The 24,136-nt window shown below is 37.8% G+C and carries 24 protein-coding genes and 1 pseudogene; 2 read left to right on the forward strand and 23 right to left on the reverse strand.

Annotated features, from left to right (window positions below; translation table 11 throughout):
- Positions 1-273 (reverse strand): transposase (locus tag AMS59_RS14980; protein ID WP_199777767.1); only part of this gene is annotated, 273 nt, incomplete at its 3' end.
- Between the two features lie 376 nt (positions 274-649).
- Between AMS59_RS14980 and AMS59_RS14985 the strand changes: the two genes are divergently transcribed.
- Positions 650-901 (forward strand): hypothetical protein, encoded by a 252-nt coding sequence (locus AMS59_RS14985; RefSeq protein ID WP_053484544.1) that lies wholly within the window; start codon positions 650-652, stop codon positions 899-901.
- A gap of 70 nt (positions 902-971) precedes the next feature.
- Here AMS59_RS14985 and AMS59_RS24365 read toward each other — a convergent pair whose 3' ends face one another.
- From AMS59_RS24365 to AMS59_RS26385, 18 genes and pseudogenes are all read right to left on the reverse strand, one after another.
- Entirely contained in the window at positions 972-1,121 is a 150-nt protein-coding gene (locus AMS59_RS24365) for a YvrJ family protein (RefSeq protein ID WP_082337527.1), read from the reverse strand.
- Positions 1,122-1,242: 121 nt separating this feature from the next.
- Complete coding sequence (locus AMS59_RS14990; protein WP_053484545.1) at positions 1,243-1,878, reverse strand: YitT family protein; 636 nt, start codon at positions 1,876-1,878, stop codon at positions 1,243-1,245.
- A 321-nt stretch (positions 1,879-2,199) separates the two neighbouring features.
- Entirely contained in the window at positions 2,200-2,694 is a 495-nt protein-coding gene (gene ybaK, locus AMS59_RS14995) for a Cys-tRNA(Pro) deacylase (protein ID WP_053484546.1), read from the reverse strand.
- Positions 2,695-2,718: 24 nt separating this feature from the next.
- Positions 2,719-3,441, reverse strand: a complete 723-nt coding sequence (locus AMS59_RS15000) for a hypothetical protein (RefSeq protein WP_053484547.1) — start codon at positions 3,439-3,441, stop codon at positions 2,719-2,721.
- A gap of 324 nt (positions 3,442-3,765) precedes the next feature.
- On the reverse strand, positions 3,766-4,329 hold the full coding sequence (locus AMS59_RS15005; protein WP_053484548.1) for a VanZ family protein: 564 nt from the start codon (positions 4,327-4,329) through the stop codon (positions 3,766-3,768).
- Between the two features lie 241 nt (positions 4,330-4,570).
- A pseudogene (locus AMS59_RS25320) lies at positions 4,571-4,717 on the reverse strand (DUF2185 domain-containing protein); the annotation flags it as partial.
- A gap of 50 nt (positions 4,718-4,767) precedes the next feature.
- On the reverse strand, positions 4,768-5,454 hold the full coding sequence (locus AMS59_RS15010; protein ID WP_082337528.1) for a DUF3600 domain-containing protein: 687 nt from the start codon (positions 5,452-5,454) through the stop codon (positions 4,768-4,770).
- Positions 5,447-5,971, reverse strand: coding sequence for a sigma-70 family RNA polymerase sigma factor (locus AMS59_RS15015; protein ID WP_234007807.1), 525 nt, complete (start codon positions 5,969-5,971; stop codon positions 5,447-5,449). The genes AMS59_RS15010 and AMS59_RS15015 overlap by 8 nt, the downstream gene beginning before the upstream one ends.
- A 279-nt stretch (positions 5,972-6,250) precedes the next feature.
- Entirely contained in the window at positions 6,251-7,789 is a 1,539-nt protein-coding gene (locus AMS59_RS15020; RefSeq protein ID WP_053484550.1) for an acyl-CoA carboxylase subunit beta, read from the reverse strand.
- A gap of 183 nt (positions 7,790-7,972) precedes the next feature.
- Positions 7,973-8,755, reverse strand: a complete 783-nt coding sequence (locus AMS59_RS15025) for an enoyl-CoA hydratase (protein ID WP_053484551.1) — start codon at positions 8,753-8,755, stop codon at positions 7,973-7,975.
- Entirely contained in the window at positions 8,752-9,669 is a 918-nt protein-coding gene (locus AMS59_RS15030; RefSeq protein WP_053484552.1) for a hydroxymethylglutaryl-CoA lyase, read from the reverse strand. The genes AMS59_RS15025 and AMS59_RS15030 overlap by 4 nt, the downstream gene beginning before the upstream one ends.
- Positions 9,670-9,681: 12 nt before the next feature.
- Entirely contained in the window at positions 9,682-9,894 is a 213-nt protein-coding gene (locus AMS59_RS15035; protein WP_031418413.1) for an acetyl-CoA carboxylase biotin carboxyl carrier protein subunit, read from the reverse strand.
- Between the two features lie 72 nt (positions 9,895-9,966).
- Complete coding sequence (locus tag AMS59_RS15040) at positions 9,967-11,325, reverse strand: acetyl/propionyl/methylcrotonyl-CoA carboxylase subunit alpha (RefSeq protein WP_053484553.1); 1,359 nt, start codon at positions 11,323-11,325, stop codon at positions 9,967-9,969.
- Positions 11,326-11,341: 16 nt separating this feature from the next.
- Positions 11,342-12,976, reverse strand: coding sequence for an AMP-binding protein (locus AMS59_RS15045; RefSeq protein ID WP_053484554.1), 1,635 nt, complete (start codon positions 12,974-12,976; stop codon positions 11,342-11,344).
- Between the two features lie 35 nt (positions 12,977-13,011).
- The gene (locus AMS59_RS15050; RefSeq protein WP_053484555.1) at positions 13,012-14,154 is read right to left on the reverse strand and encodes an acyl-CoA dehydrogenase; all 1,143 of its coding nucleotides are present in this window, start codon (positions 14,152-14,154) and stop codon (positions 13,012-13,014) included.
- Positions 14,155-14,530: 376 nt separating this feature from the next.
- The gene (locus AMS59_RS15055) at positions 14,531-15,166 is read right to left on the reverse strand and encodes a TetR/AcrR family transcriptional regulator (protein ID WP_053484606.1); all 636 of its coding nucleotides are present in this window, start codon (positions 15,164-15,166) and stop codon (positions 14,531-14,533) included.
- A 695-nt stretch (positions 15,167-15,861) separates the two neighbouring features.
- Positions 15,862-16,977 carry a M20 peptidase aminoacylase family protein gene (locus tag AMS59_RS15060; protein ID WP_053484556.1) on the reverse strand — a complete coding sequence of 372 codons (1,116 nt, stop codon included), beginning with the start codon at positions 16,975-16,977 and terminating at the stop codon, positions 15,862-15,864.
- A 216-nt stretch (positions 16,978-17,193) separates the two neighbouring features.
- Positions 17,194-17,343: a hypothetical protein gene (locus tag AMS59_RS26385; RefSeq protein WP_234007808.1), complete on the reverse strand. Its 150-nt coding sequence runs from the start codon at positions 17,341-17,343 to the stop codon at positions 17,194-17,196.
- Positions 17,344-17,560: 217 nt separating this feature from the next.
- On the opposite strand from AMS59_RS26385, the gene AMS59_RS15065 reads away from it, so the two are divergent.
- A complete protein-coding gene (locus AMS59_RS15065; RefSeq protein ID WP_053484557.1) occupies positions 17,561-18,619 on the forward strand; it encodes a saccharopine dehydrogenase family protein in 1,059 nt (352 codons plus the stop codon).
- Between the two features lie 355 nt (positions 18,620-18,974).
- Here AMS59_RS15065 and AMS59_RS15070 read toward each other — a convergent pair whose 3' ends face one another.
- The 4 genes from AMS59_RS15070 to AMS59_RS15085 all read right to left on the reverse strand — a co-directional run bounded on the left by AMS59_RS15070 (position 18,975) and on the right by AMS59_RS15085 (position 24,071).
- Complete coding sequence (locus tag AMS59_RS15070) at positions 18,975-21,164, reverse strand: DNA topoisomerase III (RefSeq protein ID WP_053484558.1); 2,190 nt, start codon at positions 21,162-21,164, stop codon at positions 18,975-18,977.
- A gap of 117 nt (positions 21,165-21,281) precedes the next feature.
- Positions 21,282-21,593, reverse strand: coding sequence for a hypothetical protein (locus tag AMS59_RS24375; protein ID WP_082337529.1), 312 nt, complete (start codon positions 21,591-21,593; stop codon positions 21,282-21,284).
- Positions 21,594-21,618: 25 nt separating this feature from the next.
- On the reverse strand, positions 21,619-22,461 hold the full coding sequence (locus tag AMS59_RS15080) for a type II CAAX endopeptidase family protein (protein WP_082337530.1): 843 nt from the start codon (positions 22,459-22,461) through the stop codon (positions 21,619-21,621).
- A gap of 536 nt (positions 22,462-22,997) precedes the next feature.
- A complete protein-coding gene (locus tag AMS59_RS15085; RefSeq protein WP_053484560.1) occupies positions 22,998-24,071 on the reverse strand; it encodes a glycosyltransferase family 2 protein in 1,074 nt (357 codons plus the stop codon).
- Positions 24,072-24,136 lie beyond the last annotated feature (65 nt).

Consider the following 24,136-nt stretch of genomic DNA (forward strand, 5'->3'; position numbering starts at 1 on the left):
CCAGTCTTTTAAGCGCTTTGTTGCTTGTGTATCCGTTGTAGCTTTTAACACATAACGCATGTGATTCAATGCTTGATCGCTATGCTTTGTATGAAAATCTTCCCGTAGCCATTCACGCACAAAACCACGTTCTTCCTCTGTTAACTCGTCCGGCTTTCGCGCTAAACAGCGGTCGATAAATCGGGATTTGTGCTGTTTTTTTGCTTCACCTAAGTAACGTCGTCTGCGCTGCTGGGCATCGGTGAAAATTTGAATCAAATGAAAGCGATCCAATACATTGATTGCGACGCAATGTCCACGTGAAAAATATTTGGCTCCTCCTCAGATGGCAGAGCGATTTCAAAAAAGGATGGCAACGGTAGAATTAATTTGATAAACTTAGAGCACAAAGTGAAAACTCCTCTCGTGGTTTGTCTCAGCAACAATTACGATACGTGAGTTTTCACTTTTTTTCTATACTTTAATGGAAATTTATTGAATTTTTTACGGTCAACCCCAAGTTATGGTGATGAACCAAAATCAATCACAAGTTATGGTGAAGATCCATAATTGTTATAAACCGAATGTATAAGCTAAATTTATGTAAATTAGTATTCAAACTTTTATATATTTTAATCAAACATATGGGTAAAGAAGGGGGCGGTACTATTTGCGAAGAAAAATTTTTACGTATTTATCAATAATTTTCTTGTTTTTATCATTTCTTGTTGGATTAGCTCCACAATCCATCCTGGAAATTAGCTTAACAATTCCATTTATTTCAGGAATTTTAGGATTAATATTTGCTATTCTAGGGATAAAAGGACCCACTCGTATGATTTTAGTTGTCATAAATTTGTTTGTATTAGTAGTGTTTATCGGGGTATATCTAATGGCTTTTTATGGACTTAATAACCCTTAAAAGAACCACAGTTTTAAAAATAACTGTGGTTCTTTTAAGGGTTATTTTCATTTTAAGTTTTAATATGCTTTCAGTTCCTTCTATTATTCACAGTCTTAATAACTTCAGATAGTTGTAAGATTACTGTTTCTAATTTATCTAGCTTCTTCGCAAATCTTACAAATAGGTAAACTGTAATAGCAATTGGGAAACCAAAATTCCCAGTTAAGGTAATCCACATTGGAATATCTTCTGTTCCCTTATTTAAAGAGCCACAACATTCACCTAGATTTCCTTGACCATCTTGTTTTTCGACACTAAGAAGCTACATCTATCTTTCACAGATAAAAGTAGCTTCTTATTTAATAGAATGGCTTCATGCCCTCGATATTACCAATACACTTCATTAATACCTTACGACAATAAGGTAACGAATATTGCACAATATAGCCTGATGTTAAAGCAATGACCACAGTACCAACACCAACAGGACCTCCGAGTAACCAGCCAAGAATCGTTACAAGCACCTCGATACCCATTCGTGCCGTTTTAATCGTTCCGCCAAATTTTTCAACAATAATCATCATTAATGTATCCCGTGGCCCTGCCCCCATATTCGGAGCAATATACATACCACAGCCAAAGCTTAAAACAAATAAACCTACCACAAAATAAGTTATCTGTAAGCCATAATTACTTGTTGAAGGTAATAGCCAATTAAAAACATCTATAAATGATCCGATAAGTAGCATATTGAGCCATGTCCCGATTTTTGGCCCTTCTCGTAAAACAATTGAAGTTGAAACAACAATTAAAAGCCCTGTTAAAATAGACCAAGTACCAATTGATAAACCAAAATTCTGAAATAAACCCACATGCAACACATCCCAAGGGCTCGTTCCTACGATTTTCCCTTTAATGGACATGGTAATTCCAAGCGACATCACCATTAAGCCACCAATAAAAAACGTCCAACGCCACCCCGTAATTTTCCTCATTTCATATCCTTCTCTCTATGTATGATATTGCTCTAACTGTATCCCTATTTTCTACAAAAATCTTGAAGTATGAATTTTAGCTGATTCCGTTGAAGAAAAAATTCTGCAAAGCATCTTATACAATTAATGTGTATATAGTGCTAACAGAGCTAGTGACAACTTCTCTAAGCGGAATTTTCATGTAGTTGAACACCTAAGCGATTCTACGAGCAGTTCTTTATCCCACCCGCTTACTTTTACACTCCCGAGCAGTTCTTCACCCTACCTGACCATTGCTACTCTTACTTCCTGATAACTTAAATAAAAAAACTACCCAACCTATCATTCTTGGGTAGTGGTAATTGGTGCGAGCTTTGCCTTTGTAACAGCGACTAAATCATCTAGCTGTACGTGCATTTGCATGCCGATTTTTCCGGCACTCACAATAATACTTCCTTGCTCTTGAGCTGATGCATCGATGACAGTTGGATAAAGCTTCTTCATGCCGACTGGAGAGCATCCGCCTCGTACATAGCCTGTATAGCCGAGCAACTCCTTGACAGGGAGCATGTCGATTTTCTTCTCGCCTACAACCTTTGCAGCAGCTTTTAAATCAAGCTCATCTGCTACAGGAATAACACATACAAAAAGCTTTTGTGCACTTGCCTTTGCTACTAATGTTTTGAAAACACGTGAAACTGGATGACCAATTTTTTCAGCAACCGAAATTCCGTCAACTTGGCCGTCACCAGTCTCATATTCAATTACTTCGAACTGTATTTTTTGTTGCTCCAACAATCTTATAGCATTTGTTTTCGCATGTTTTGCCTTAGCCATGTTAAAAAACTCCTATCTGCAGCATTAGGCTATCATGGAGAACATAGGGTCATTTCCTGGTCGATAGCCGTCTTTCGCCATTTGAATATGAGTGGCATATTTTTCAGAAGCGTATTTAAATGTTCGCGCCTTATATGCCTCTGCATAACTCTTACCGAAAATTGTATCTGCAAATGGATTTAATTTCAATTCCTTCGAAAAACGTTCTGGAACTTTAACGTCAATTACTTCACGTACAAAAGCGGGATCACTGTCATCTAGCTCTTGGCCGTTTAGTTGCACCTGCATATGTTGTATTTGAGCATCTACACTTACCGCTACACGTAAATTCTGTGATGGTGATTGCGTGGGTGCTAGCGCTGTATTCCGCACCTGCTCTAGAATTTGTAACGTCTCCTCATCTGCTATAGGCGCTTCCTCATCTACATGCTCTAGTTGTGAAAGAACTTCAGGCTTTTGCGCTTGCTCATGAGCGAGCACATTCTTTTTCGTTTGTTGCAAATCTTGAATGATCGCTTGCTGTTGAGACGTGACTTCTTTGGATTCCTCTTTTTGTTGCTCATAGAGATCTTGATCTGTATGCCCTAATAGTAAATTTTCTAGTTCAAGCAATAACGGATTTTTCTTTGGCTGAAAATACAGTGAGTTTTTTCGATATGCATCACCTGCTTGTTTTCGCTGTAAAATCTTTTTACGATTATAGTGTGATGAAATTCTTTCTTGTTCTATAAAACTTGATAGTTTCATATAATTCACCTCGGCTTTCTTATTTAATATGCAAGTTAAATAATAGATATGATAATTTCTTCTATTAATTTTATCTATTCCGTCTGAATAGTTTCTGTACCCTAATTATCGGAATTTTCTTTATCAATTTCAAGAGCAAATTAATACTAAGCTCCTAAAGAAATAAATCACTTTTGATGAATTAGGTACAAAGACCTTACAAAGACCCCGATATTCTATGCATTTATTATTTCAATATTTAATTTCAATAAAAATATTACGGTTATCACTTTATAAATGGTGTTAATTCACCACAAAAAAACAGCCCTTTAGCAAGGACTGTTTCTATCTATCTTTTTTAGGTTTAATAAGTATACTTTTATAGGCTAGGTAACCAAGCCATGCTCCAAGTGTATTTAAAATTAAATCATCAATATCTGCCGACCCGACCCTAAAAATAAACTGGATCGTTTCTACCGCTAGACTAGAGAAAAAGCCTGCACAAATAACCGTCCGAGCTTTACGAAACTTTTTTGATAATAATGGAAGTAAAAAGCCCATTGGGGTAAATATTAATAAATTGCCGAGTAAGTTAATAATAATGATATCCCAATTAAAATACTGTGAGTAATTTATATAGCGAAGAATTGTATCAAAGGGAATAAAATTTGTCGTTATTCGCCAGTTACTATAATCAAACAGCCCTAATTCACCAAGAGAATATTCGCCATTGAACAACCTAACGACTACATTCACTAGACGATCAATGACTAGTTTATAAAAAGCTATTACAGAATAGATACAAAAAAAGAGCCAACCTGTTATCTTTATCGGTAAATAATATGTATCTATCAATGCACGATATGGTAATGGTAGCTTGGCATTACCCTGTATATTATTTTTTGTCACGCCTCTACCACCTACTTCCCTATATCCTCACATAATTCTAATATGCCCTACTCCCCTAAGCAAGTGGTAATAATAAGATAAGTAACACGGTTTTAACCACAAATTGTGGAACCTTCCTCCCTATACTATACGTCTGTCCGGGTTCGGTTGAGAAGTATAAAATGGAAAATAATAACCGAATTCTAAAAAAAAATAGCAATAAGAATAATAAAAAAAGGAGCGGAAATCGCTCCTTTTTCAATTAACTATTTAAATAACCGCCCCAATCGTAATCGCCAATTTTATAAAATTCACCTTCATCATTTCTTTCATACGCACGCAAAGGCGGTTCTTGGATAAATTCCAAAATGGAATCGTCAAAATTTAAGATTGCTCCAACAGAGACAATTTAAAAGTTTTTTAGTATGTTTTATCACCCTGTTGTCCTCTATCTATCATTCAATTTCCAATTTGTTTTTCATTTACATAGTTTAAGTATTCTTGAGCTTTAATGAATTTCTCTTGTGACTCTGCAGGAATTGAAGTGACATCCGGAGCATCTGTTACTCCTAATTGTGCCCTAATCGTTTCATAGTCTAATAAGGCTTGAATGTATTGTTCATACTCTTCAGCTGTTAAAATTTCTTTGCTTGATGGTAGTCCATTTAATTTATCAAAGAATGGTTGAATTTCGGACAATGCTACTTTAATTTCTTCTAATTTCTCTGCAGGGAGATGAGAATAATCTATGTTCCCATTTTTATCGCCATATTCAATTTTTGCGCTTGAAAATACTTTTAATAAATTTTTAAATTGTTTAAATTCTTCTTTTCCTAGGTCGCCTTTTGCTTGATCTAGCTTTGCATTAAATAATAAGTAACTTTCCATCGTAACACTCATCGCATGTTTTTTTAAATTATCAAATGAACCATATAAATCATCGGCAAGTAATGCTTGATAAGCAAATGCACCTGTTGGAATCATTAAACAAGCAGAAATAACAGCTATAGCCAATCGTTTTTTTACAAAACGATTCAGTTTGCCACCCATTTCAGACTTTGCTTTATTAATTCCCAATTTACTTCTATTATGAATCTCTACAGGTATTTCTATTTTTGATAGCTCTTGCTTAAGACGATTATCCATAGTTACGTACCTCCTTTAAATTTTGACGAAGCTTGCCCAAAGCACGGTATAGGACAGACTTTGCGGTTCCAAGTGGGATATCTAATATCTCTGAAATTTCCCTTAATGTACGATCATCGTAATATTTTAATAAAATGACACTCTTCTCATCCTCTTTTAAAGTATCAATCAGATTATGTAAAGATACAGTAAGTGCAATATCTTCATCTTCTGACCCAATAAGCACTTCAAAGTCTGGATTTAGAGGGATTACCTTTTTGTTTTTATTGATTAAGTTCAATGCACAATTAATCGTAATTTTCATGAGCCAAGTCTTAAAATACTCTGTTTTTTTCAATGTACTGATTTTCTTAAATGACTGATAGGCCACTTCTTGAACAAGATCTAATGCATCGTCTTTATTTTTCACATAGACATAAGCCATTCTATAAATATCTGTTTCGTACTGTTGGAAAAGCTTTAAGTAGGCTTTATCATCACCTTTTTGTGCTTTCTTTACTAAACGTTCAAGTTTCAACTTATTTCCTCCTTTCGTTTTGGTTTTCATCTATTAGACAAACGGTAAGGTGATTTGGCTTAAATTTTTTTAATTATTTTTTTATGTAATATGCTTTTGGAAGTCTAATGAATATACTCTTTATCAAAATAACACAGCCTCTTGCTAATAGGTTTGCAAATTATGCTGTTAATTTATCTACTAAATAAACAAAAGAAGTCCAATTCATATGCGAATCGGACTTCTTTTGTTTATTTCTATTTAGTTTTTGTACTCAGCAACTGAGACAACTTTTTTCATTTAAACTGGATTTACTCCATGTTTACGTTCCGAGAATAATAAATATTTTGACATATAGAGCTCTAAACGTGATTCAAGTGCTTTTCTTAAATCATTTGGCTCAATAACATCGTCAATGATCAGCTCTGAAGCTAGACGATAGACATCGATTTCCTCTTGATATTCCTTGCGTTTCTCTGCAATAAAGCTTGCCTGTTCCTCTTTTGGGAGTTCAGCAATTTTATTTGCGTATACTGCGTTGACCGCAGCTTCTGGGCCCATTACAGCAATTTGTGCGTTGGATAGCGCAATACAGCAGTCTGGCTCAAAAGCAGGACCTGCCATCGCATACAGCCCTGCACCATATGCCTTACGAACAATGACTGTTAATTTAGGAACGGTCGCCTCGCTCATGGCAAAAATCATTTTCGCACCATGGCGTATAATCCCAGCTTTTTCAACTTGCGTACCAATCATAAAGCCTGGTACATCTGCAAGGAAAAGAAGCGGAATATTAAACGCATCACAAAGTGAAATGAACTTTGCTGCTTTATCAGCTGAATCGTGGAACAAAACGCCTCCCTTTACGCGCGGTTGATTGGCGATTATTCCAACAGATTGCCCATTAATGCGTCCAAGTCCTGTAATTAATTCTGGAGCAAATAATTTTTTCACTTCACAAAACGAATCTTCGTCAATAATACGTTCAATTAGCTTATACATATCAAAAGGAACGTTTTGATTTTTCGGTATTAGTTCATCAATCGATTTCTCAAAAGAAGCTGGCGGTTTTGGAGCCTCTACCTTCCCACGCTCTGCAAAGTTGTTCGGGAAATAGCTCAAATATTTACGAGCATAAGAAATTGCTTCCTGCTCCGTTTTAGCAAGCACATCTCCGCAGCCAGAAACAGAACAGTGCATTTTCGCTCCACCCATCGTTTCCAAATCTACTTTCTCACCAATAACCATTTCCGCCATACGTGGGGATCCTAAATACATTGATGCATTGCCCTCTACCATGACTACAATATCGCAGAATGCAGGGATATAGGCACCTCCTGCTGCAGAAGGTCCAAACAGTAAGCATATTTGAGGGATTTTACCTGAAAGCTTTACCTGATTATAGAAAATGCGTCCTGCTCCTCTTCGACCAGGGAACATTTCTAATTGGTCAGTAATACGTGCACCTGCTGAATCGACTAGATACAGTAATGGGCAATTTAGCTTTTCAGCTGTTTCTTGAATACGAATCATTTTTTCTACTGTACGTTTCCCCCAAGAGCCAGCTTTAATCGTCGAATCGTTTGCTAAAACACAAACAGTACGGCCATGGATTTTCCCGATTCCTGTTACCACGCCATCCGCCGGTAAGTCACCAGCTAAGCAGTTTGCGTACAAACCATCTTCTGATTGCAGCCCATCATCTAATAATAATTCGAGTCGTTCACGTACAAATAGCTTTCCTTGCTGTGCATTTTTATCGTGATATTTTGGCAGACCACCTGCTAAAATTTGTTCCTTCATTGTTTTAGTTGTATTTTCTGTCGGTACATTGCTCATATTTAATTCCTCCTTTTGCCCAATCGGTTACGCCTTAGCATAATTGCAGTAGCACTTCGTATTACTTCTCCCTTACGTTGCAATAATCGGTTTATCACCATAGTGTGGGGTTGATTTCCGTGCCGATTTTATTATTTTTTTAGATTCCTACTTTAAACCATTCAAAATCTATCATCAGAGCGTTTATTTCCCTAAGTATTGCGGTGTTCGCTTTTCTTGGAAAGCAAGTAAGCCCTCTAATCGATCTTCTGTAGGAATCAGAGCATTATATGCAAGTGATTCGATTTTTAAGCCAGTAGCTAAATCTACTTCAACCCCTTGATTCATTGCGATTTTCGCCTGTACTAAAGAAAGTGGGGCATTTTTTGCCATTTCAAGTGCAAGTTGCTGTGCCTTTTCAAGTACTTCATGTCCCTCATGAACATACTCTACAATCCCGTAGCTTCTTGCTTCCTCTGCATTTAATCGACGTGCTGTATAAATTAATTCCTTCGCTTTTCCAATGCCAATTAGTCGCGGAAGTCGTTGTGTGCCTCCTGCCCCTGGGATAATGCCGAGAGATGTTTCTGTAAGGCCTATCTTTGCATGTGTAGCTGCAATACGTAAATCACAGGCTAACGCAAGTTCGAGCCCGCCACCAAAAGCAACACCATTTAATACGGCGATAACTGGTTGAGCGAGCGCTTCTACTTTTGCTACTGTTGCCCCGATTAATTGCACAATCTGCTTTACTTGTCGGTCTGGCATCCCTTTACGCTCTTTTAAATCTGCTCCTGCGCAAAAAGCTTTTTCCCCTTCTCCTGTTAGTAAGACGACTCGTACTGCTGGATCACCGTTTATGTTGTCGAGTGTCGTGCTCAGTTCTTGGAGTAATTGTACAGACATTGCATTTGCCGCTTCAGGTCTTGAAAGTGTAATAAGCCCAATGCAACCATCTAATAATTCAAAACGAACGAGTTGCGTCATAATTGACTCGCACTCCTTTCATTACGGGCAATCGCCATTTGTTTAGAGGCAACTGCTTTCCCTAGTTTCTGTTCAATAAATAGCGCCGCTTCTAGCACTTTATTCAGTTCTACACCCGTTTTAATACCCATTCCATCTAATAAATACAATAAATCCTCCGTGGCTACATTACCTGATGCTCCTTTGGCATATGGACAGCCCCCAAGCCCACCAAGTGCGCTATCAAACTTGGTAATGCCCATTTCTAAAGATTGAACAATATTCGCTAGCGCCGTGCCACGTGTATCATGAAAATGCATCGCAAAATTTTCTGCAGGATATCTTTTTAGCAATTCTTCTAAAAGACTTTCCACCTGTGTCGGTACACCAACACCAATCGTGTCACCCAGTGAAATTTCATCGACGCCCATTTCTAATAATTTTTCTGTTACTCGCAAAACTTTTTCTGGTTGTATGTAGCCTTCATATGGACACCCAATCACCGTTGAGATATAGCCTCGGACATTTTTATGCGCTGCTTTTGCCCCTACCACTACTTCCTCTAATATTGGAAAGGTTTCATTAATCGCTTTATTTATATTGCTTTGATTGTGGCTTTCACTGGCCGACATAAAAACGCTCACTTCATCTACTTCAGCCTGCAATGCACGTTCTAAGCCACGCATGTTCGGTACGAGTGCCGCATACGTTATATCTTTTTGGCGTTTAATGGCTTGAAGTACCTCCACTGCATCTGCCAGCTGTGGAATCCACTTCGGATGCACAAAAGACGTGACCTCGATATAATTCAATCCAGTTTGGCTAAGTAAATTCACTAGCTGTACTTTATCGGCAGTTGCAAGATGCGTTTTCTCATTTTGCAACCCGTCACGAGGACCTACTTCCTTTAACGTTACATGCTTTGGTAGCAGCATAAAGAAGCCTCCTTATTCAATTTCTAAAATATCATCATCAACGTTAATGAAATCCCCTTCGTTCGCAATGATTTTTGTTACTACGCCATCTTCTTCTGCTGCAATAGGAATCTCCATTTTCATCGACTCTAAAATTGCCACATCTTGTCCTGCTGTCACTTTCTCGCCCTCTGCTACAACGATTTTCCATACTGTTCCTGCCATGCTTGCTTTAACTGTTGCCATTGTAAATCCCTCCAAATGTATGAATGTACGGATAATGCATTCGCACTAGTATTTAAGTGCGAATGCTTTTATTCATTTCGTCTCTGCTAATTGAGGTAGATAATATTCCTCTACAAATTTCGTTGTTGTATAGCCCTTTAAAAATTGTTCATGTGTGACTGTTTTTAATAGCATCCGAATATTTGTTTGAATTCCTTCTACTTTATACGCTTTAAGTGCCTCAATAAGTCTTTCACACGCAATTGCTCGTGTTTCTCCCCACACTACTAATTTGCTAATCATTGGATCGTAAAAAGGTGTTACCGTAGTGCCAGCCTCTACGCCACATTCATGGCGAATACCTTCACCTGTAGGTAATTCAAAAGCCGTAATTGTGCCTGGAGAAGGGAAAAAGGTCGAAGGATTTTCGGCGTAAATGCGTACTTCAATCGCATGCCCTTTTCTTTGTATACTATCGCGAGTAAATGCTAATGGTTGTTTAGCCGCAATCTTTAATTGCTCCTCTACAAGATCTAGCTTTGTAATTTCCTCAGTCACTGGATGCTCCACTTGTAGACGAGTATTCATCTCTAAGAAATAAAAGTTTTGCTCTGCATCTACTAAATACTCAATCGTTCCAGCATTCACATAGCCAATATGCTGAACTGCCTTGACTGACGCATCTAGCATACGTGTTCTTGTTTCTTCAGAAATAAATGGAGATGGTGCTTCCTCAACTACTTTTTGATTTCTACGCTGAATCGAGCACTCACGTTCAAATAGCGGTACGACATTACCATTATCGTCTGCAATAATTTGTACCTCGACGTGATGAGGATTAGTAATAAATCGTTCCATATACATCGTGCCATCACCAAAGAATGACTGTGCACGCTTTTGATTTCCCTCAAAGGCTTTTGCCAATTCCTCTGCATTGTTAACGAGTTGCATTCCGATCCCCCCACCGCCAGCAGAGGCTTTTAACATAATCGGATAGCCTAGACGGGAAGCAATTTCAATAGCTTCTGTTACATCTTTCACCGGTGCTTCTACACCTTCAACAATTGGTACACCTGCCGCCTTCATTGTTTTCCGGGCCTCTAATTTACTACCCATCGAAGCAATCACGTCCGCACTTGGTCCAATAAAAACGAAGCCCGCCTCTGTACAACGTTTAGCAAACTCAGCGTTTTCTGATAATAAGCCATAGCCGGGATGAACAGCGTCAGCGCCGCTTTCCTTCGCCACTTCAAGAATACGATCAATATTTAAATAGCTTTGCGCAACAGGTGGTTTTCCGATACAGAATGCCTCATCCGCTTCCTTAACATGTAAGCTTTCAACGTCTGCCTCGGAATACACCACAACTGTTAGAACATTTAGTCGTTTGCATGTTCTTATAACACGCCTTGCTATCTCTCCACGATTTGCAATTAAAACCTTTTTGAACATAACACTGGCCCCCTTCTTACTTCACTGTTGCAGCAAAACTCTCTCGTAATCTATACTTTTGGACTTTTCCTGATGCAGTCATCGGATAGTCGTCGATAAAGAAAATATGTCGTGGTATTTTATGTCTAGAGATTTTATCCCGACAATAATCCCGAATCTCTTCCTCTGTCGCCTGCTCTCCTTCACGCAAAATGATCCAAGCTGCCGCTTCCTCTCCATAAACAGGATCAGGAACACCTGCAACTTGTACATCTGCAATTTTCGGGTGTGTGTAAAGGAATTCTTCAATTTCTCGAGGAGATACATTTTCACCCCCGCGAATAATCATATCTTTTAAACGCCCTGTTACACGTACATAGCCCGCCTCATCCATCGTTGCCAAATCCCCGGTATGCAGCCAACCAGCCTCATCAATTGCAAGAAGCGTTTCTTCTGGGTTTTTATAGTAACCTTTCATGACTTGGTAGCCTCGCGTACATAGCTCTCCTTGCTCATTCGGCGCAGCTTCTTCGTTGGTACCAGGAATGACAATTTTTACTTCTAGATTTGGCAATGCGCGGCCAACTGTTTCAACCTTTAACAGTAGCGGGTCATCTGCTCTCGTTTGTGTAATAACAGGTGAGGCTTCTGTTTGCCCATAGCAGATCGTAATATCCTTCATCCCCATTTGGTCGATAACAGCCTTCATCACCTCGATAGGACAGTTAGAGCCAGCCATTACTCCAGTACGCAACGTTGATAGATTAAAAGACGCAAAATTCGGTAAATTAAGTTCGCTAATGAACATCGTTGGTACGCCATGTAACGCGGTACATTTTTCTTTTTCAACCGTTAGTAACACCTCAGCAGGTGAAAATTCCTGCACTGGTACCATCGTCCCGCCACTAGTAGTAATCGCTAATGTTCCAATCACACAGCCAAAGCAATGGAAGAATGGGACAGGGATGCACAATCGATCTTCAAAAGTTAAACGCATACATTCTGCAATATTAATCGCATTATTGACTAAGTTATAATGCGTTAACATAACACCTTTCGGAAAACCTGTTGTTCCCGAAGTATATTGAATATTAATAACATCATCATAATGAAGTGCTTGCTGTCTTTGATCTAATTGCTCCTCTGTTATTTGCTCTGCAGCAGATAACACATCAGACCAGTTTAGCACTCCGGGATATTTCGTTTCGCCAATTAAAATAACATTTTTCAATAAAGGTAGTCGCTTTGATTGCAAATTACCCGGTTCACAATGTTCAAGCTCTGGACATAACTCTTGCAGTGTATTCATAAAAGAATGGTCTCGATAATTTTCAATTAAAATAATCGTTTTTGCATCGGATTGCTTCAATAAATATTCCAACTCACTTGAACGATAATTAGTGTTGACAGTGACGATTGGGGCACCCATCTTACCTGTACCAAATTGCAGCTGTACCCATTCCGGGACATTAGTCGTCCATACTGCAATATGATCGCCCTTCTCTATTCCAAGAGCCATCAACCCTCTAGCAACTAAACGACTTTGCCGATTGAGCTCCTCATAGGTCATACGTAAACCCCTATCTGCATACACTAATGCTTCGCGCTGTGGATACTTTTCAGATTGCTTATCTAGCAATTGACCAATAGTTTGATACACAAGTTCTGCCATGAAAATCCCCCTTATGTTTACGCTATTTATTATGATTAACAGCCAATTAAACGAGAAATAACGAGACGTTGAATTTCAGATGTTCCTTCACCGATTTCCATTAACTTAATGTCACGCAGATGACGCTCTACATCGTATTCTTTCATATAGCCTGAACCGCCGTGAATTTGAATTGCTTGATTACAAGTACGGAAGCCCATTTCAGAAGCAAATAATTTTGCCATTGCGGCTTCCTTCCCAAATGGTTTCTTTTGATCTTTAAGCCATGCCGCCTTATGTACTAACGTACGCGCAAGCTCTATTTCCATTGCCATATCGGCTAATTTAAATTGTATAGCCTGTAGCTTTGATATTGGTGCACCAAATTGTTCACGTTCTTTTGCGTATTTTAATGCCTTCTCATAGGCAGCCTGTGCAATGCCTACAGATAATGCAGCAATGGAAATACGTCCTCCATCTAAAGTATTTAAAAATTGACTAAATCCGCGCTTTTCATCCCCTAAAAGATTAGCTCTTGGTACACGAACATTTTGCAAAACAATCTCACATGTATTAGAGCCACGTACGCCCATTTTGTCGTAATTGCAGTTGATCGTTACGCCAGGAGTATTGGTTGGTACTATGATAGATGAGATAATTTTTTTACCATCTTCACGTTTACCTGTCACTGCTGTCACAATAATTTGACGTGCATGGCCAGCATTTGTAATCCAGCATTTTTCACCATTAATGATGTAATCATCACCATCAATTACGGCTGTTGTACGTGTCCCACCAGCATCTGAACCTGCATTAGGCTCCGTTAAGCCAAATGAGCCTAACGTTTCACCCTTCGCTAACGGAACAAGCCATTCCTGCTTTTGCTCCTCTGTACCGAAGTTATAAATAGGTGAAGCACCTAAGCTAACTGCTGCTGCATAGCTTAATCCTGTACCGCCACACGCACGGCCGATTTCTTCAACAGCAAGCGCGTAGGAAACAGTATCCCCGCCTGAACCGCCGTACTCTTCAGGAAACGGGATACCTAATAAGCCTAGCTCTGCCATTTTTTCAAAGCTCTCTATTCTCATTGTCGATGTCTCGTCAACCTCACGAGCATACGGTTTAATTTCATTTTCAGCAAAATCACGCACCATGTCTCGAATCATCATTTGCTCTTTCGTTAGTTCAAAGTTCATCCCCAGTCCCCCTAATGTTTAATGTGCCATAGCAGATTTCGTTCAGATGACAGTTGCAAAAAATCAATTATGCCTCGGCATAATTGCGTCCGGAATCGGCTTTGTGCCTAGGCCTGCGTGAGGGCCGACACGATGTCGGTCATTTCGGTAATGCCACAGGACGTGGCGCTTTTACCGAGGGCCAACACGATGTTGGTCATTTCGGTAATGCCACAGGACGTGGCGCTTTTACCGATGCAGGTCAGTTAGCCGTTATCGCATGGATGCGATGATTTTAGGCTAACAACCTATGTGAACTCCTTTCCTATTCCGTGACATCCGTTGAAAGAAGTTAATACCGACTAGTCGGTTTGTTTCAAAAATAAATAAAACCAGTCTATTCTTTTGCTGCTGGTTTCTCCTTGATCATAAATTGAACTGCTTCTTCCATTGCTTGGTCAGTGACAATCGCACGCAATACCATATCCGTAAATACTTCTGTAATTTCCTCCATTGTTAATGGACCTGATTGCTTAAACCATTTGTATGTCCAGTTAATCATCCCAACAATAGCCATCGTTACGATAGTACAAGGTAGTTCTGTACGAAAATCCTTTGTTTGCTGGCCTTCCCCTATGACTTTTTGTAAAATATCCCGATATTGATCTCGTTTTTCATGAATAATTTCACTATATTCCTCTGGCAGTGAACGGCTTTCCTCATAAAAAACAGTAATATGTGCTTGGTACATATCAAATACTTGGGTCAGCGTTTGCAGCATTGCACATAAACGTGTTATCGGTGTATCGTATTTGTCATATGCCTCCTGTGACTGTTTAATAACATAAGAAATAAATACATCGTGAATTTCATATAACAATTCGTCTTTCGATTTAAAATTATGATAAAATCCACCCTTTGATGCACCAATATATTCAACAATGCGATCAACAGTGACATTGTGATAGCCATCTTGCTGAAATAGCACGACAGAAGCGTCAACAATACGTTGTTTTAATGTTTTCTTTACCATAGGCATCGATCATCCTTCTTATAACTCTTTACTCCATCACTCCTTATAATTAGAAAAAGTTTTGGGCCATCACCAACGTGTGTTGATTTTCGTTCCGGCTGAGCGCTTTCCCCGGGGCGTCCGATGAGCCGCTTGGGGCTTTTGCAAAGCGGCAGCGGCACAGATGTTGGTCACGAAGAGGTTATCACAGGACGTGATGGTTTTAGCCTTCGTTCCTCTATCGCTGATCCCCGAGGAGTCGCCCAGCCTCACTCCAATCAACTTACGCATATGGCAAATGTCTTAGTAAAATACCATACCATTTCTAGGTGCAGAAACCTGATTTTTCCTAATTATAAAAAAACTATGACACCATTAATATAACATTCGAAAAAATTAGTGTCTAGCATCGAGATAGATTTTATTTAAATTTTCGAGAATTTATCCAACATAAAATAGATTTTTGTAAGTCACCGAAGATGAACAAACATACACTTACTGTATGATTTCCAACTTGTTTTTATTACTAAAATCAAAAAATTCCCTAGCGCTGTATAAAAACACTAGAGAATCTCAAAAACATAGTTATGAAGCTTTTGGTATTTTACGCAGCCACGAGAAGATGGAGTATATCAAAATAATAAAAACGATCCCCATTAAATATGGTGTCACTAAAGCTATTATATTAATAATATTTTTTACAAAACGGCTAGTGTCTATAACGCTCTTAAAATAGCTCTCGTGATAATGTTCACACCGGTAATAAGCCGCTCGCGATTAAAGGTCATTTTCGGATGATGTAATCCCGGTGTTACACCACAACCTAAGCCAAGCATAGTTGCTTTCAGATTAGGACGCTCATACGTATAAAAATGAAAATCCTCTCCTCCAGGGGTAACAACTGATGAAGCACATGCTTTTTCGCCAACCACGTCAACAATAGCCGAATTCATATGCTGTAATGCCTCTTCATTCACTAACGCGGCAACAATATGCGCATCAACATTTAAAGAAATTTTCGCTCCATACATCGCTTCTACCGATGTCTTTACACGTTCAATACCTTCTGTCATAGCTTGCATTACTTCATTTGTTTGTGCTCGTGCATCGATGCTAAATGTTGCTTTCCCAGGAATAATATTTGTAGAGGTTCCTCCTGCATTAAATTGCGTCATTTTGACGGACGCAGAGACATTGGGGTCTGTCCAGATTTTTTGTAAACCTTCGACAATCGCTGCCCCTACCTCAATAACATTAATGCCGAGTTCTGGGCGTGCACCATGTGCCTCTTCTCCAATAATGGTCCCAGTAAAAAGCTTTGCAGCACCGTGGTACAATGCTGGGGCATACGTTCCGTCCTGTAATTCTTTTAATGGACGAACATGAACACCAAATAAGTATTCTAGATGATCAATAAGCCCCTTCTCAACGAATGCGCGAGCTCCCTGTGCCTTTTCTTCAGCAGGCTGAAAAAGAATACGTACTGCACCGGGAAGTAAATGCTCCATATCCTTTAACACTAGTGCCGTCCCAATAGCCATCGTCATGTGACCATCATGACCGCAAGAATGATTAGCTTGAAATTTGCCATCTACTTCCTGCCATAGTGCATCAATATCCGTACGAAATCCGACTCTCGGTATCCCTTCCCCAATATCTACATACAGCCCCGTCATATCCTCGAACAACCGAGGCTCCATCTGTGCCTCCTTCAATAAATTGGCGATGTATTGCGTTGTCTTCTTTTCCTGCCAGCTAATTTCCGGATGCTCATGTAGATGTGTAAAAATATCAGCCAATCTCGGCTGTAAGTTTTGTAAAAATTTATTCATAGTATTCAACTCCATCGATTTGCTAAAAAGCTATTTTGGAAATCATCATATTTTACGCGTTGATTTTCATAATAGTCGTGATCTTGAGCAGTCATACCTGCAATTAGTGCTGGCATTGCGTCACTTCATTGAATAGATGCATCGTAATCTCTCTCTGCAACTCAGCATAACCCGATAATGCTATAGCGTAGCAAAAGCGGATAACCGTCGTTTCACTTACCCCTGCCTTTTCCCCACATAAGCAGCTGAATGAACACCGACAGTCTGCAAATTTTTGAGGATAAAGATTGCTACCTTTTGCTGACTCTTCGAAAGCTCCTGGTATTTATGTTGAATGACTTGTTGAATTGTTTGATTATCCATCAAAGAAGTACATCCTTTTTATTTTAGTTTTTGAAGTTTAAACTTCATTTTCATGTTACATACAGTAGTATGAATATTTTTGTAATTCAATATATTTTCTGAAATTTCCATCACCAAAGACGCTATATCCCATTCGAATTCCATCTTTGTTATTTCATGTATAATAAAAAAGCAAGCATATTACGATCTTTAGTAAAGTAAAATGGGTGGTTGTTGAAATATGAAAAAGATTATGGTTGTTGGAGCATCTGGAGTTCTTGGTCAATTAGTTTGTAGTGAGTTATTAAGAATATTCGATAATCAAATAAAGCTAATAGTGACAGACTATAAAACTGAACGAGGAGAAAAATTAGCGAATTCTTTTAACGCTGATGTTCAATTTCAATATTTAGATGTAAATAAAGAAGAAAATGTAACGCAGGTAATAAAAAATCTTGATATTGTAGTTGTAGTATTGAAACAGAAAAATCCACATATTCAAAAGGCATGTATAGAAAATAAAATATTATGTCTAGATGTTACACCCTATTATGATTTTGTAGAAAAAGTTAACGAACTTAATGAAGATGCAGAGAATAATGATGTAGGTTTAGTTGTAATGTCTGGATTTTTCCCCGGCTTATCAGGCTTAATGGTAAAAAAGGCTATTTCTAATTTTTCAGAAGTGACAGAGATAAATGTTGGATTATTACAAAATACAAATGCTAAAGCTGGTATATCTGGAATTTTAGATATGTTAAATATAATTGCTCAACCAGTTAAGCTTGAAAACAAAGTTATATCTGGATTTACTAAAAAAAGAAAAATGATTTTCCTTCATCCCCTTAAAGAAAAAGAGGTACGATTTATTGACCATTCAGAAAAACCTTTCTTAAAAGACATATTGGGTGTTAACTCTATAAATTATTGGACTTCTTGGAATGCCAATGCTTTCAATAAACTAGTATCTTTTTTAAGACAAGTTGGTTTCATAGAAAATGTTCATAAGTACAAGGATTTTCTCTCAAAGGTAGTAAAACATAAGCCTCATAAAAATGAAAATGCTTTTCTTACTGTTGAAGTAAAAGGAATCATCGATAACCAAGAGAAGTTAAAAACATTAGCCTTATCCACCTTTTCTGATTATCATACAACAGCCATGGCAACTGCTTCTTTAGCTAAAATTGCTCAACAGAAAAATGTAAAAGGTGTCGTTTTTCCTTTTGAAATAACAGATATAGATGAATTGTTCTCGGAAATAAATTGTCCCGACATCGTCATTGAGGAGATTGAAAAATAAATGTAATTACTCATATCAAATGCTCATGTGACAATACACATGAGCATTTGTTGTAAAAAAACTATTGGTCAAGGAAAATAAGGTGTCCTATTAATTAATAGTATGGCTATTCGGCAGAGCGAGGGGTTTAATACGTTTCGGCTGGGCGCTTTACTGTGGGCTTCCAGCTTCCACTCCAATCAACCCTAACACGGTATATATCTTCCGGCAGTTTACTTTTATATATTAAATGAAATTTCAGCAACAATATTTTATTGGTGCGAAAGCAAAGCGACAGTAACCCGAAATAAGTCCACAAGGAAAAGAAATATACAATCCCTTTCCTCGTGCTAACTAGATTGTATTCTTCAAAACTTTAATCAAACTTCATCCCTTTTAACAAATCCGCAAACGCATTGTTAATTGGTTCTGCTTCTTTTTCTTGCTGTTTCATGTATTTCTGCACGCTACGCTTATCTACCTTGCCACCGCCTTCTTTTTTACGACGGGCTTCAAATGCAGATAACTTTTCGCGATATCCACATTTACATACGAAGATTTGGCCATCACCTTCACCACGAAGTTCTAGCTTTTTCTTACATTGTGGGCATCGTGCGTTTGTGACGCGTGATACGTTTTTACGATGTCCACAATCACGGTCTTGGCAGACAAGCATTTTACCTTTTTTACCGTTGACTTCAAGCATTGGCTTGCCGCAATCAGGACATGATTTTGTTGAGATATTATCATGCTTATATTTTTTATCACTTGCTTTAATTTCAGCGACTATTTCTTGAGTGTGCTTTTTCATTTCATTGATGAACACGTCTTTTTTCAACTTACCTTTTGAAATTAGCTCAAGCTTTTGCTCCCACTCGGCTGTTGTCGCTGGAGAGCGTAATTCTTCAGGCACTAAGTCAAGTAATTGACGACCTTTGGATGTAATGTAAATTTCTTTGCCTCCACGTTTTTCGATTAAGAATGAATTAAAGAGCTTTTCAATAATATCTGCTCGTGTTGCAACTGTTCCTAACCCGCCTGTTGATTTCAACGTATCTGCAAGCTTCTTGTCGTTCGTTTCCATATACTTCGTAGGATTTTCCATAGCTGATAATAATGTCGCCTCTGTAAAACGTGCTGGCGGTTTTGTTTGACCAGATGTTTGGGCAATTAGCTTTGTTTTTAATACTTGTCCTTGTTCTAAACGAGGAAGGAGCTGCTCTTTGACATCATCCGTTGATTCTTCATCCTCAAAACGATTTTGATATACTTCTTTCCAACCTGCAACTGTTACGGTTTTCCCTTTAGCGATGAACTTCTCATTACCGATTTGAGCTTGTACTGTTAATTGCTCATATTCTTGTGCTGGGAATAATACAGCTAAAAATCGTTTTACGACTAAATCATAAATTTTACGCTCTTTATCATTGAATGCAGAGAAGTTCACATAGCCCTCAGTTGGAATGATGGCATGGTGATCGGATACTTTACTGTCATCTACAAATGATTTATTCGCTTTAATTGGCTTAGTTAAAATTTTATTCGTTAATGTACGGTATTCGCCGATGCCACATGCTTTTAGACGTTCAGGTAATGTGCCTACAATATCAGATGATAAATAACGTGAATCTGTACGAGGGTATGTCAGCACTTTATGAGATTCATATAGTTTTTGCATAATATTTAATGTTTCTTTTGCAGAATAACCAAATAATTTATTGGCATCTCGCTGTAATTCTGTTAAATCATAAAGACCTGGGGCAAATGATTTTTTAGGCTTGCGATCAATTGAAGCAATTTTTGCATCTTGATTGCCTAGTGCTTTGACAATAACGTCAACTTTTTCTTTATTAAAGCTACGTGAATTACCGTTCGCGTCTTGCCATGTAAGCTTTAATGAATCTGTTTGTGCTTCAATACCGTAGTACGTTTGTGGTTTGAAGTTTTTAATTTCATCTTCGCGTGCAGCAATAATCGCAACAGTCGGGGTTTGAACACGGCCACAGTTCAGCTGTGCATTGAATCTTGTTGTTAAAGCACGTGTCGCGTTTAATCCGATATACCAGTCAGCCTCAGAACGTGCAACCGCAGCAGCATATAGATTATCGTAGTCTTTACCCGGTTTTAAATTAGCAAATCCTTCTTTAATCGCTTTATCTGTGACAGATGAAATCCATAAGCGTTTAATTGGCTTTTTCACATTTGCTTTGTCAATAATCCATCGAGCAACTAATTCACCTTCACGCCCAGCATCAGTAGCCACAATGATTTCATTTACATCATTACGCGTTAACTGTGATTTGACCGCATTATATTGCTTACCCGTTTGCTTCATCACTACTAGCTTCATTCGTTCTGGCAACATCGGAAGGTCTTCTAAATTCCATGTTTTATATTTATTATCGTAGGCTTCTGGATCGGCTAATGTTACTAAATGTCCTAATGCCCAAGTAACTATATATTTGTCACCTTCTAAAAATCCGTTCCCCTTTTTATTACATTTCAAAACATTTGCTATATCACGTGCAACTGAAGGTTTTTCAGCAATAACTACACTTTTAACCATATTTTTTCGTACTCCTTTACTAACTATGTACTGTCTAATATACCATAAGTTCGGGGTAGAAATTATTCTGAGCCATTTACTTGCCGGAGAACTGATTAGGTAAGCAAGGTAAAATGATCAGGTTCCCCACAGAGCTGGGTTTAAGGCTGTTTTATAAAAGATTGTTGCTGTTAAAACATAAAAACAGAGTAAATCTACAAAATGTGTAGAATCAACTCTGTTTTTTGGTTTGATATTTCTTAAATCGAATATTAATATGTCTATTCCACTAAGTAAAATTAGCAAATCCCAGACATTTTCATCATCAATATTAGGATTATCAGCCATCACATATAACGTAGCCCAATCGGAAACTTCTTCCCTTGTCATTTCACTTATAAGAACTAATTTTAATCTTTTTATTATTTCGCTTACAGTTGGCTGCTTCATTCTACACCATCCAGCTATCCTAAACTCAAGCGCCCTTTTGTTTAAGATTCCCTTGGTTACCTAATTCTACTTCAGGAGAAGAATACTTATATCCCAATTTACCCTTTGTAAAAATCAAAATTATCAAAGCTAAAAGACCTAATCCTAGACTAACGGATAAATCAGATTCTTTCAAAGCAGGGTTAGTAAGATAAGGTTGTGTTAAACCAAAAGTATTCAAACTAGCGTGAACCAACATAACAATAAACAAATTTCCTTGTTTGGAGTTGAACACCCAAGTTAAAATGATAGAAGCAGCTAGGCATAGCACAATAAAAATAGGTAAATCATAATAAAGAAGAGAAATGTTTGAACCTGGGCCACCTTTTTGTGCTGCGGTTAAAAAATGAGGTAAATGCCAAAACGCCCAAAGAATCCCAAGTAATAGCGTTGCCTTTAATGATCCAAACTTAGATTGCATTCGAGGTAAAGCAAAACCTCGCCAACCAATTTCTTCTGGAAACGGACCACCAAAGAAGAAAATTTCAACAAGATGAAGAAGGTATGTTGCGTAAAATAGCGTTGTAAGCCCTTTAAAAGTTGGAATTCCTCCGTTTAACATTACAAATCCCAAATATATCACAGCAGGAATGACGATAAGTGCAAATAAGTACCATTTTAAACCTACTTTAAGCTTCCATATTCCTTTTACAAAAACTGTCCAAGCTCCTTTTCCTTCCAGAGTCCGAATCATAATATAAGTAGCTAACATAGGACCAACGAATGCATTAAGTACAAAGAAAACATCAAAAATTTTAGTTTTGGGGATGATATTCCATTGAGAAAAGATAAATGGAATTAATACAATCCACGAAAATAAATATGCCATAACAAAGAATGAAGTTAATGGATAGGATTTTAAAATTTCTTTTAGATTTCTTGATGTACTTTTTGATTCTGTTAGAAGTTTCAGTACAAACCACTCCCTCGATTATAAAAGACTTCGATAGGTATTAATATTGGTTTAAAATAAAGTTTGATCAATAACACCTCGTAAACCCACATTTCAGGTTAAATGTCTCCCTCATACTAAGAAATGTTTAAAACAGCAAAAGTATTACCTCCGTTAATTGAATAGCAACAATTTAGAAAATAGCCTAATTTAAAGAGCAAATTCACAATTAGCATGAATTTGCTCTTTTTCTATGCTTCAAATAAAAATATCAGATGAACTGCATACTCAAACTCTCCAAACATATGTTGAGTTAACAGAATGTTCACAAAATCGAAAGGGGATGGATGAATGGATGCTCGAACTTTCAGACCTCGGAATGTGATTTGTATGACAATTGTCGTTTTTGTATCGATGTTAATTGGTTACGGTATCTATATAAATTTTATTGATGTTCCCTTTCCATGACGGTCTTACTTCTTTAACTGACTTAACAGGAATTTTCGGTTATCTAGTATGCGCTGATCTTTTGGCTTAAATTTACGTGCTACTTCATTATACTGATATGCATTTTCATAGAGACGCAAGCGATTGTATAACAAGCTTAGCTGTAGATGTGGAAGCCATGTAGAATAAGCATGCTTGTGCGTAGCCATTGTCTGTTCTATCGGTTGCTGTAATGCATGTGAATACCAGTAAATTGCCTCTTTATTTTTTAATTGCTCCATAAAAAAATGACCGATTCGACAGCATGTTTCTGGTCTTGGTCGATCATATAATAATGATTGTAAAATAGCTTGTGTTGCTTGTTTTGAATCGTGTAGCTGTTGGTAGCAATCCGCTAAATTTAAGCAAGCTTGAATTCGATCATCAGTTGTGCCTTTTGTGGAATCTAGGAAAATATTATAGTGATTGATAGCTTCTAAAAATCGCTGATGAATTTTGAGCTCATTTGCGTAATGAAATGTTTCTCTAGCTGAAAATGGGTGCCCTTCTTTCTTTAAACGCTCATAAATATTAATATTGCGATGAATATCACTTTTTCTTGGCAAATGTGTAACCGCTATATCGCTATGATAAAGCTGGCCTGTTACATCTAAATACTCATGGACGGCACCCCGCCACTGAAAATTACGTGCACGTTTTACGAGACGAAACCTTTTTTCACTTGATTCTACACAGCCATCTGCATCGAGCATTACATAATAATCCATGGAAACAGCATCGACGTTAGGATCATAAAGCGACTGCTTAAGTTGTAGTAACTTTTGCTGATGTTCTGTTGTGATTACATCATCTGCATCGAGCCATAAAATAAAATCTTTCGTAGCTTGCTGAAAGGAAAAGTTACGAGCTTTGGCAAAGTCGTCACACCAGGTAAAATCAAAAATTCGAGAGGTATAGTTTTGGACGATATCTTTTGTACGATCAGTTGAGCCCGTATCAATAATATTGATTTCATCCACTAAATGTTGAACGGAGTCTAAGCATCTTTCAATAATACATTCTTCATTTTTGACAATCATACATAAACTAATCGTAAACATCGGTCCCCTCCTTTTTTTTGTAATAATATATGCAAGCTTAAAATTTTATCGAGGCTTTTTATCAT

This window comes from Lysinibacillus sp. FJAT-14745, from assembly GCF_001275675.1.
Taxonomy (GTDB): Bacteria; Bacillota; Bacilli; order Bacillales_A; family Planococcaceae; genus Lysinibacillus.

What these genes read in the sequence shown, in the direction of transcription:
- AMS59_RS24365 (WP_082337527.1), bottom strand. Translation starts at nt 1,121, where the DNA reads ATGTGGATTACCTTAACTGGGAATTTTGGTTTCCCAATTGCTATTACA.
- AMS59_RS14990 (WP_053484545.1), bottom strand. Translation starts at nt 1,878, where the DNA reads ATGAGGAAAATTACGGGGTGGCGTTGGACGTTTTTTATTGGTGGCTTA.
- ybaK (WP_053484546.1), bottom strand. Translation starts at nt 2,694, where the DNA reads ATGGCTAAGGCAAAACATGCGAAAACAAATGCTATAAGATTGTTGGAG.
- AMS59_RS15000 (WP_053484547.1), bottom strand. Translation starts at nt 3,441, where the DNA reads ATGAAACTATCAAGTTTTATAGAACAAGAAAGAATTTCATCACACTAT.
- AMS59_RS15010 (WP_082337528.1), bottom strand. Translation starts at nt 5,454, where the DNA reads ATGGATAATCGTCTTAAGCAAGAGCTATCAAAAATAGAAATACCTGTA.
- AMS59_RS15020 (WP_053484550.1), bottom strand. Translation starts at nt 7,789, where the DNA reads ATGAGCAATGTACCGACAGAAAATACAACTAAAACAATGAAGGAACAA.
- AMS59_RS15025 (WP_053484551.1), bottom strand. Translation starts at nt 8,755, where the DNA reads ATGACGCAACTCGTTCGTTTTGAATTATTAGATGGTTGCATTGGGCTT.
- AMS59_RS15030 (WP_053484552.1), bottom strand. Translation starts at nt 9,669, where the DNA reads ATGCTGCTACCAAAGCATGTAACGTTAAAGGAAGTAGGTCCTCGTGAC.
- AMS59_RS15035 (WP_031418413.1), bottom strand. Translation starts at nt 9,894, where the DNA reads ATGGCAACAGTTAAAGCAAGCATGGCAGGAACAGTATGGAAAATCGTT.
- AMS59_RS15040 (WP_053484553.1), bottom strand. Translation starts at nt 11,325, where the DNA reads ATGTTCAAAAAGGTTTTAATTGCAAATCGTGGAGAGATAGCAAGGCGT.
- AMS59_RS15045 (WP_053484554.1), bottom strand. Translation starts at nt 12,976, where the DNA reads ATGGCAGAACTTGTGTATCAAACTATTGGTCAATTGCTAGATAAGCAA.
- AMS59_RS15050 (WP_053484555.1), bottom strand. Translation starts at nt 14,154, where the DNA reads ATGAACTTTGAACTAACGAAAGAGCAAATGATGATTCGAGACATGGTG.
- AMS59_RS15055 (WP_053484606.1), bottom strand. Translation starts at nt 15,166, where the DNA reads ATGGTAAAGAAAACATTAAAACAACGTATTGTTGACGCTTCTGTCGTG.
- AMS59_RS15060 (WP_053484556.1), bottom strand. Translation starts at nt 16,977, where the DNA reads ATGAATAAATTTTTACAAAACTTACAGCCGAGATTGGCTGATATTTTT.
- AMS59_RS15065 (WP_053484557.1), top strand. Translation starts at nt 17,561, where the DNA reads ATGAAAAAGATTATGGTTGTTGGAGCATCTGGAGTTCTTGGTCAATTA.
- AMS59_RS15070 (WP_053484558.1), bottom strand. Translation starts at nt 21,164, where the DNA reads ATGGTTAAAAGTGTAGTTATTGCTGAAAAACCTTCAGTTGCACGTGAT.
- AMS59_RS24375 (WP_082337529.1), bottom strand. Translation starts at nt 21,593, where the DNA reads ATGAAGCAGCCAACTGTAAGCGAAATAATAAAAAGATTAAAATTAGTT.
- AMS59_RS15080 (WP_082337530.1), bottom strand. Translation starts at nt 22,461, where the DNA reads ATGGCATATTTATTTTCGTGGATTGTATTAATTCCATTTATCTTTTCT.
- AMS59_RS15085 (WP_053484560.1), bottom strand. Translation starts at nt 24,071, where the DNA reads ATGTTTACGATTAGTTTATGTATGATTGTCAAAAATGAAGAATGTATT.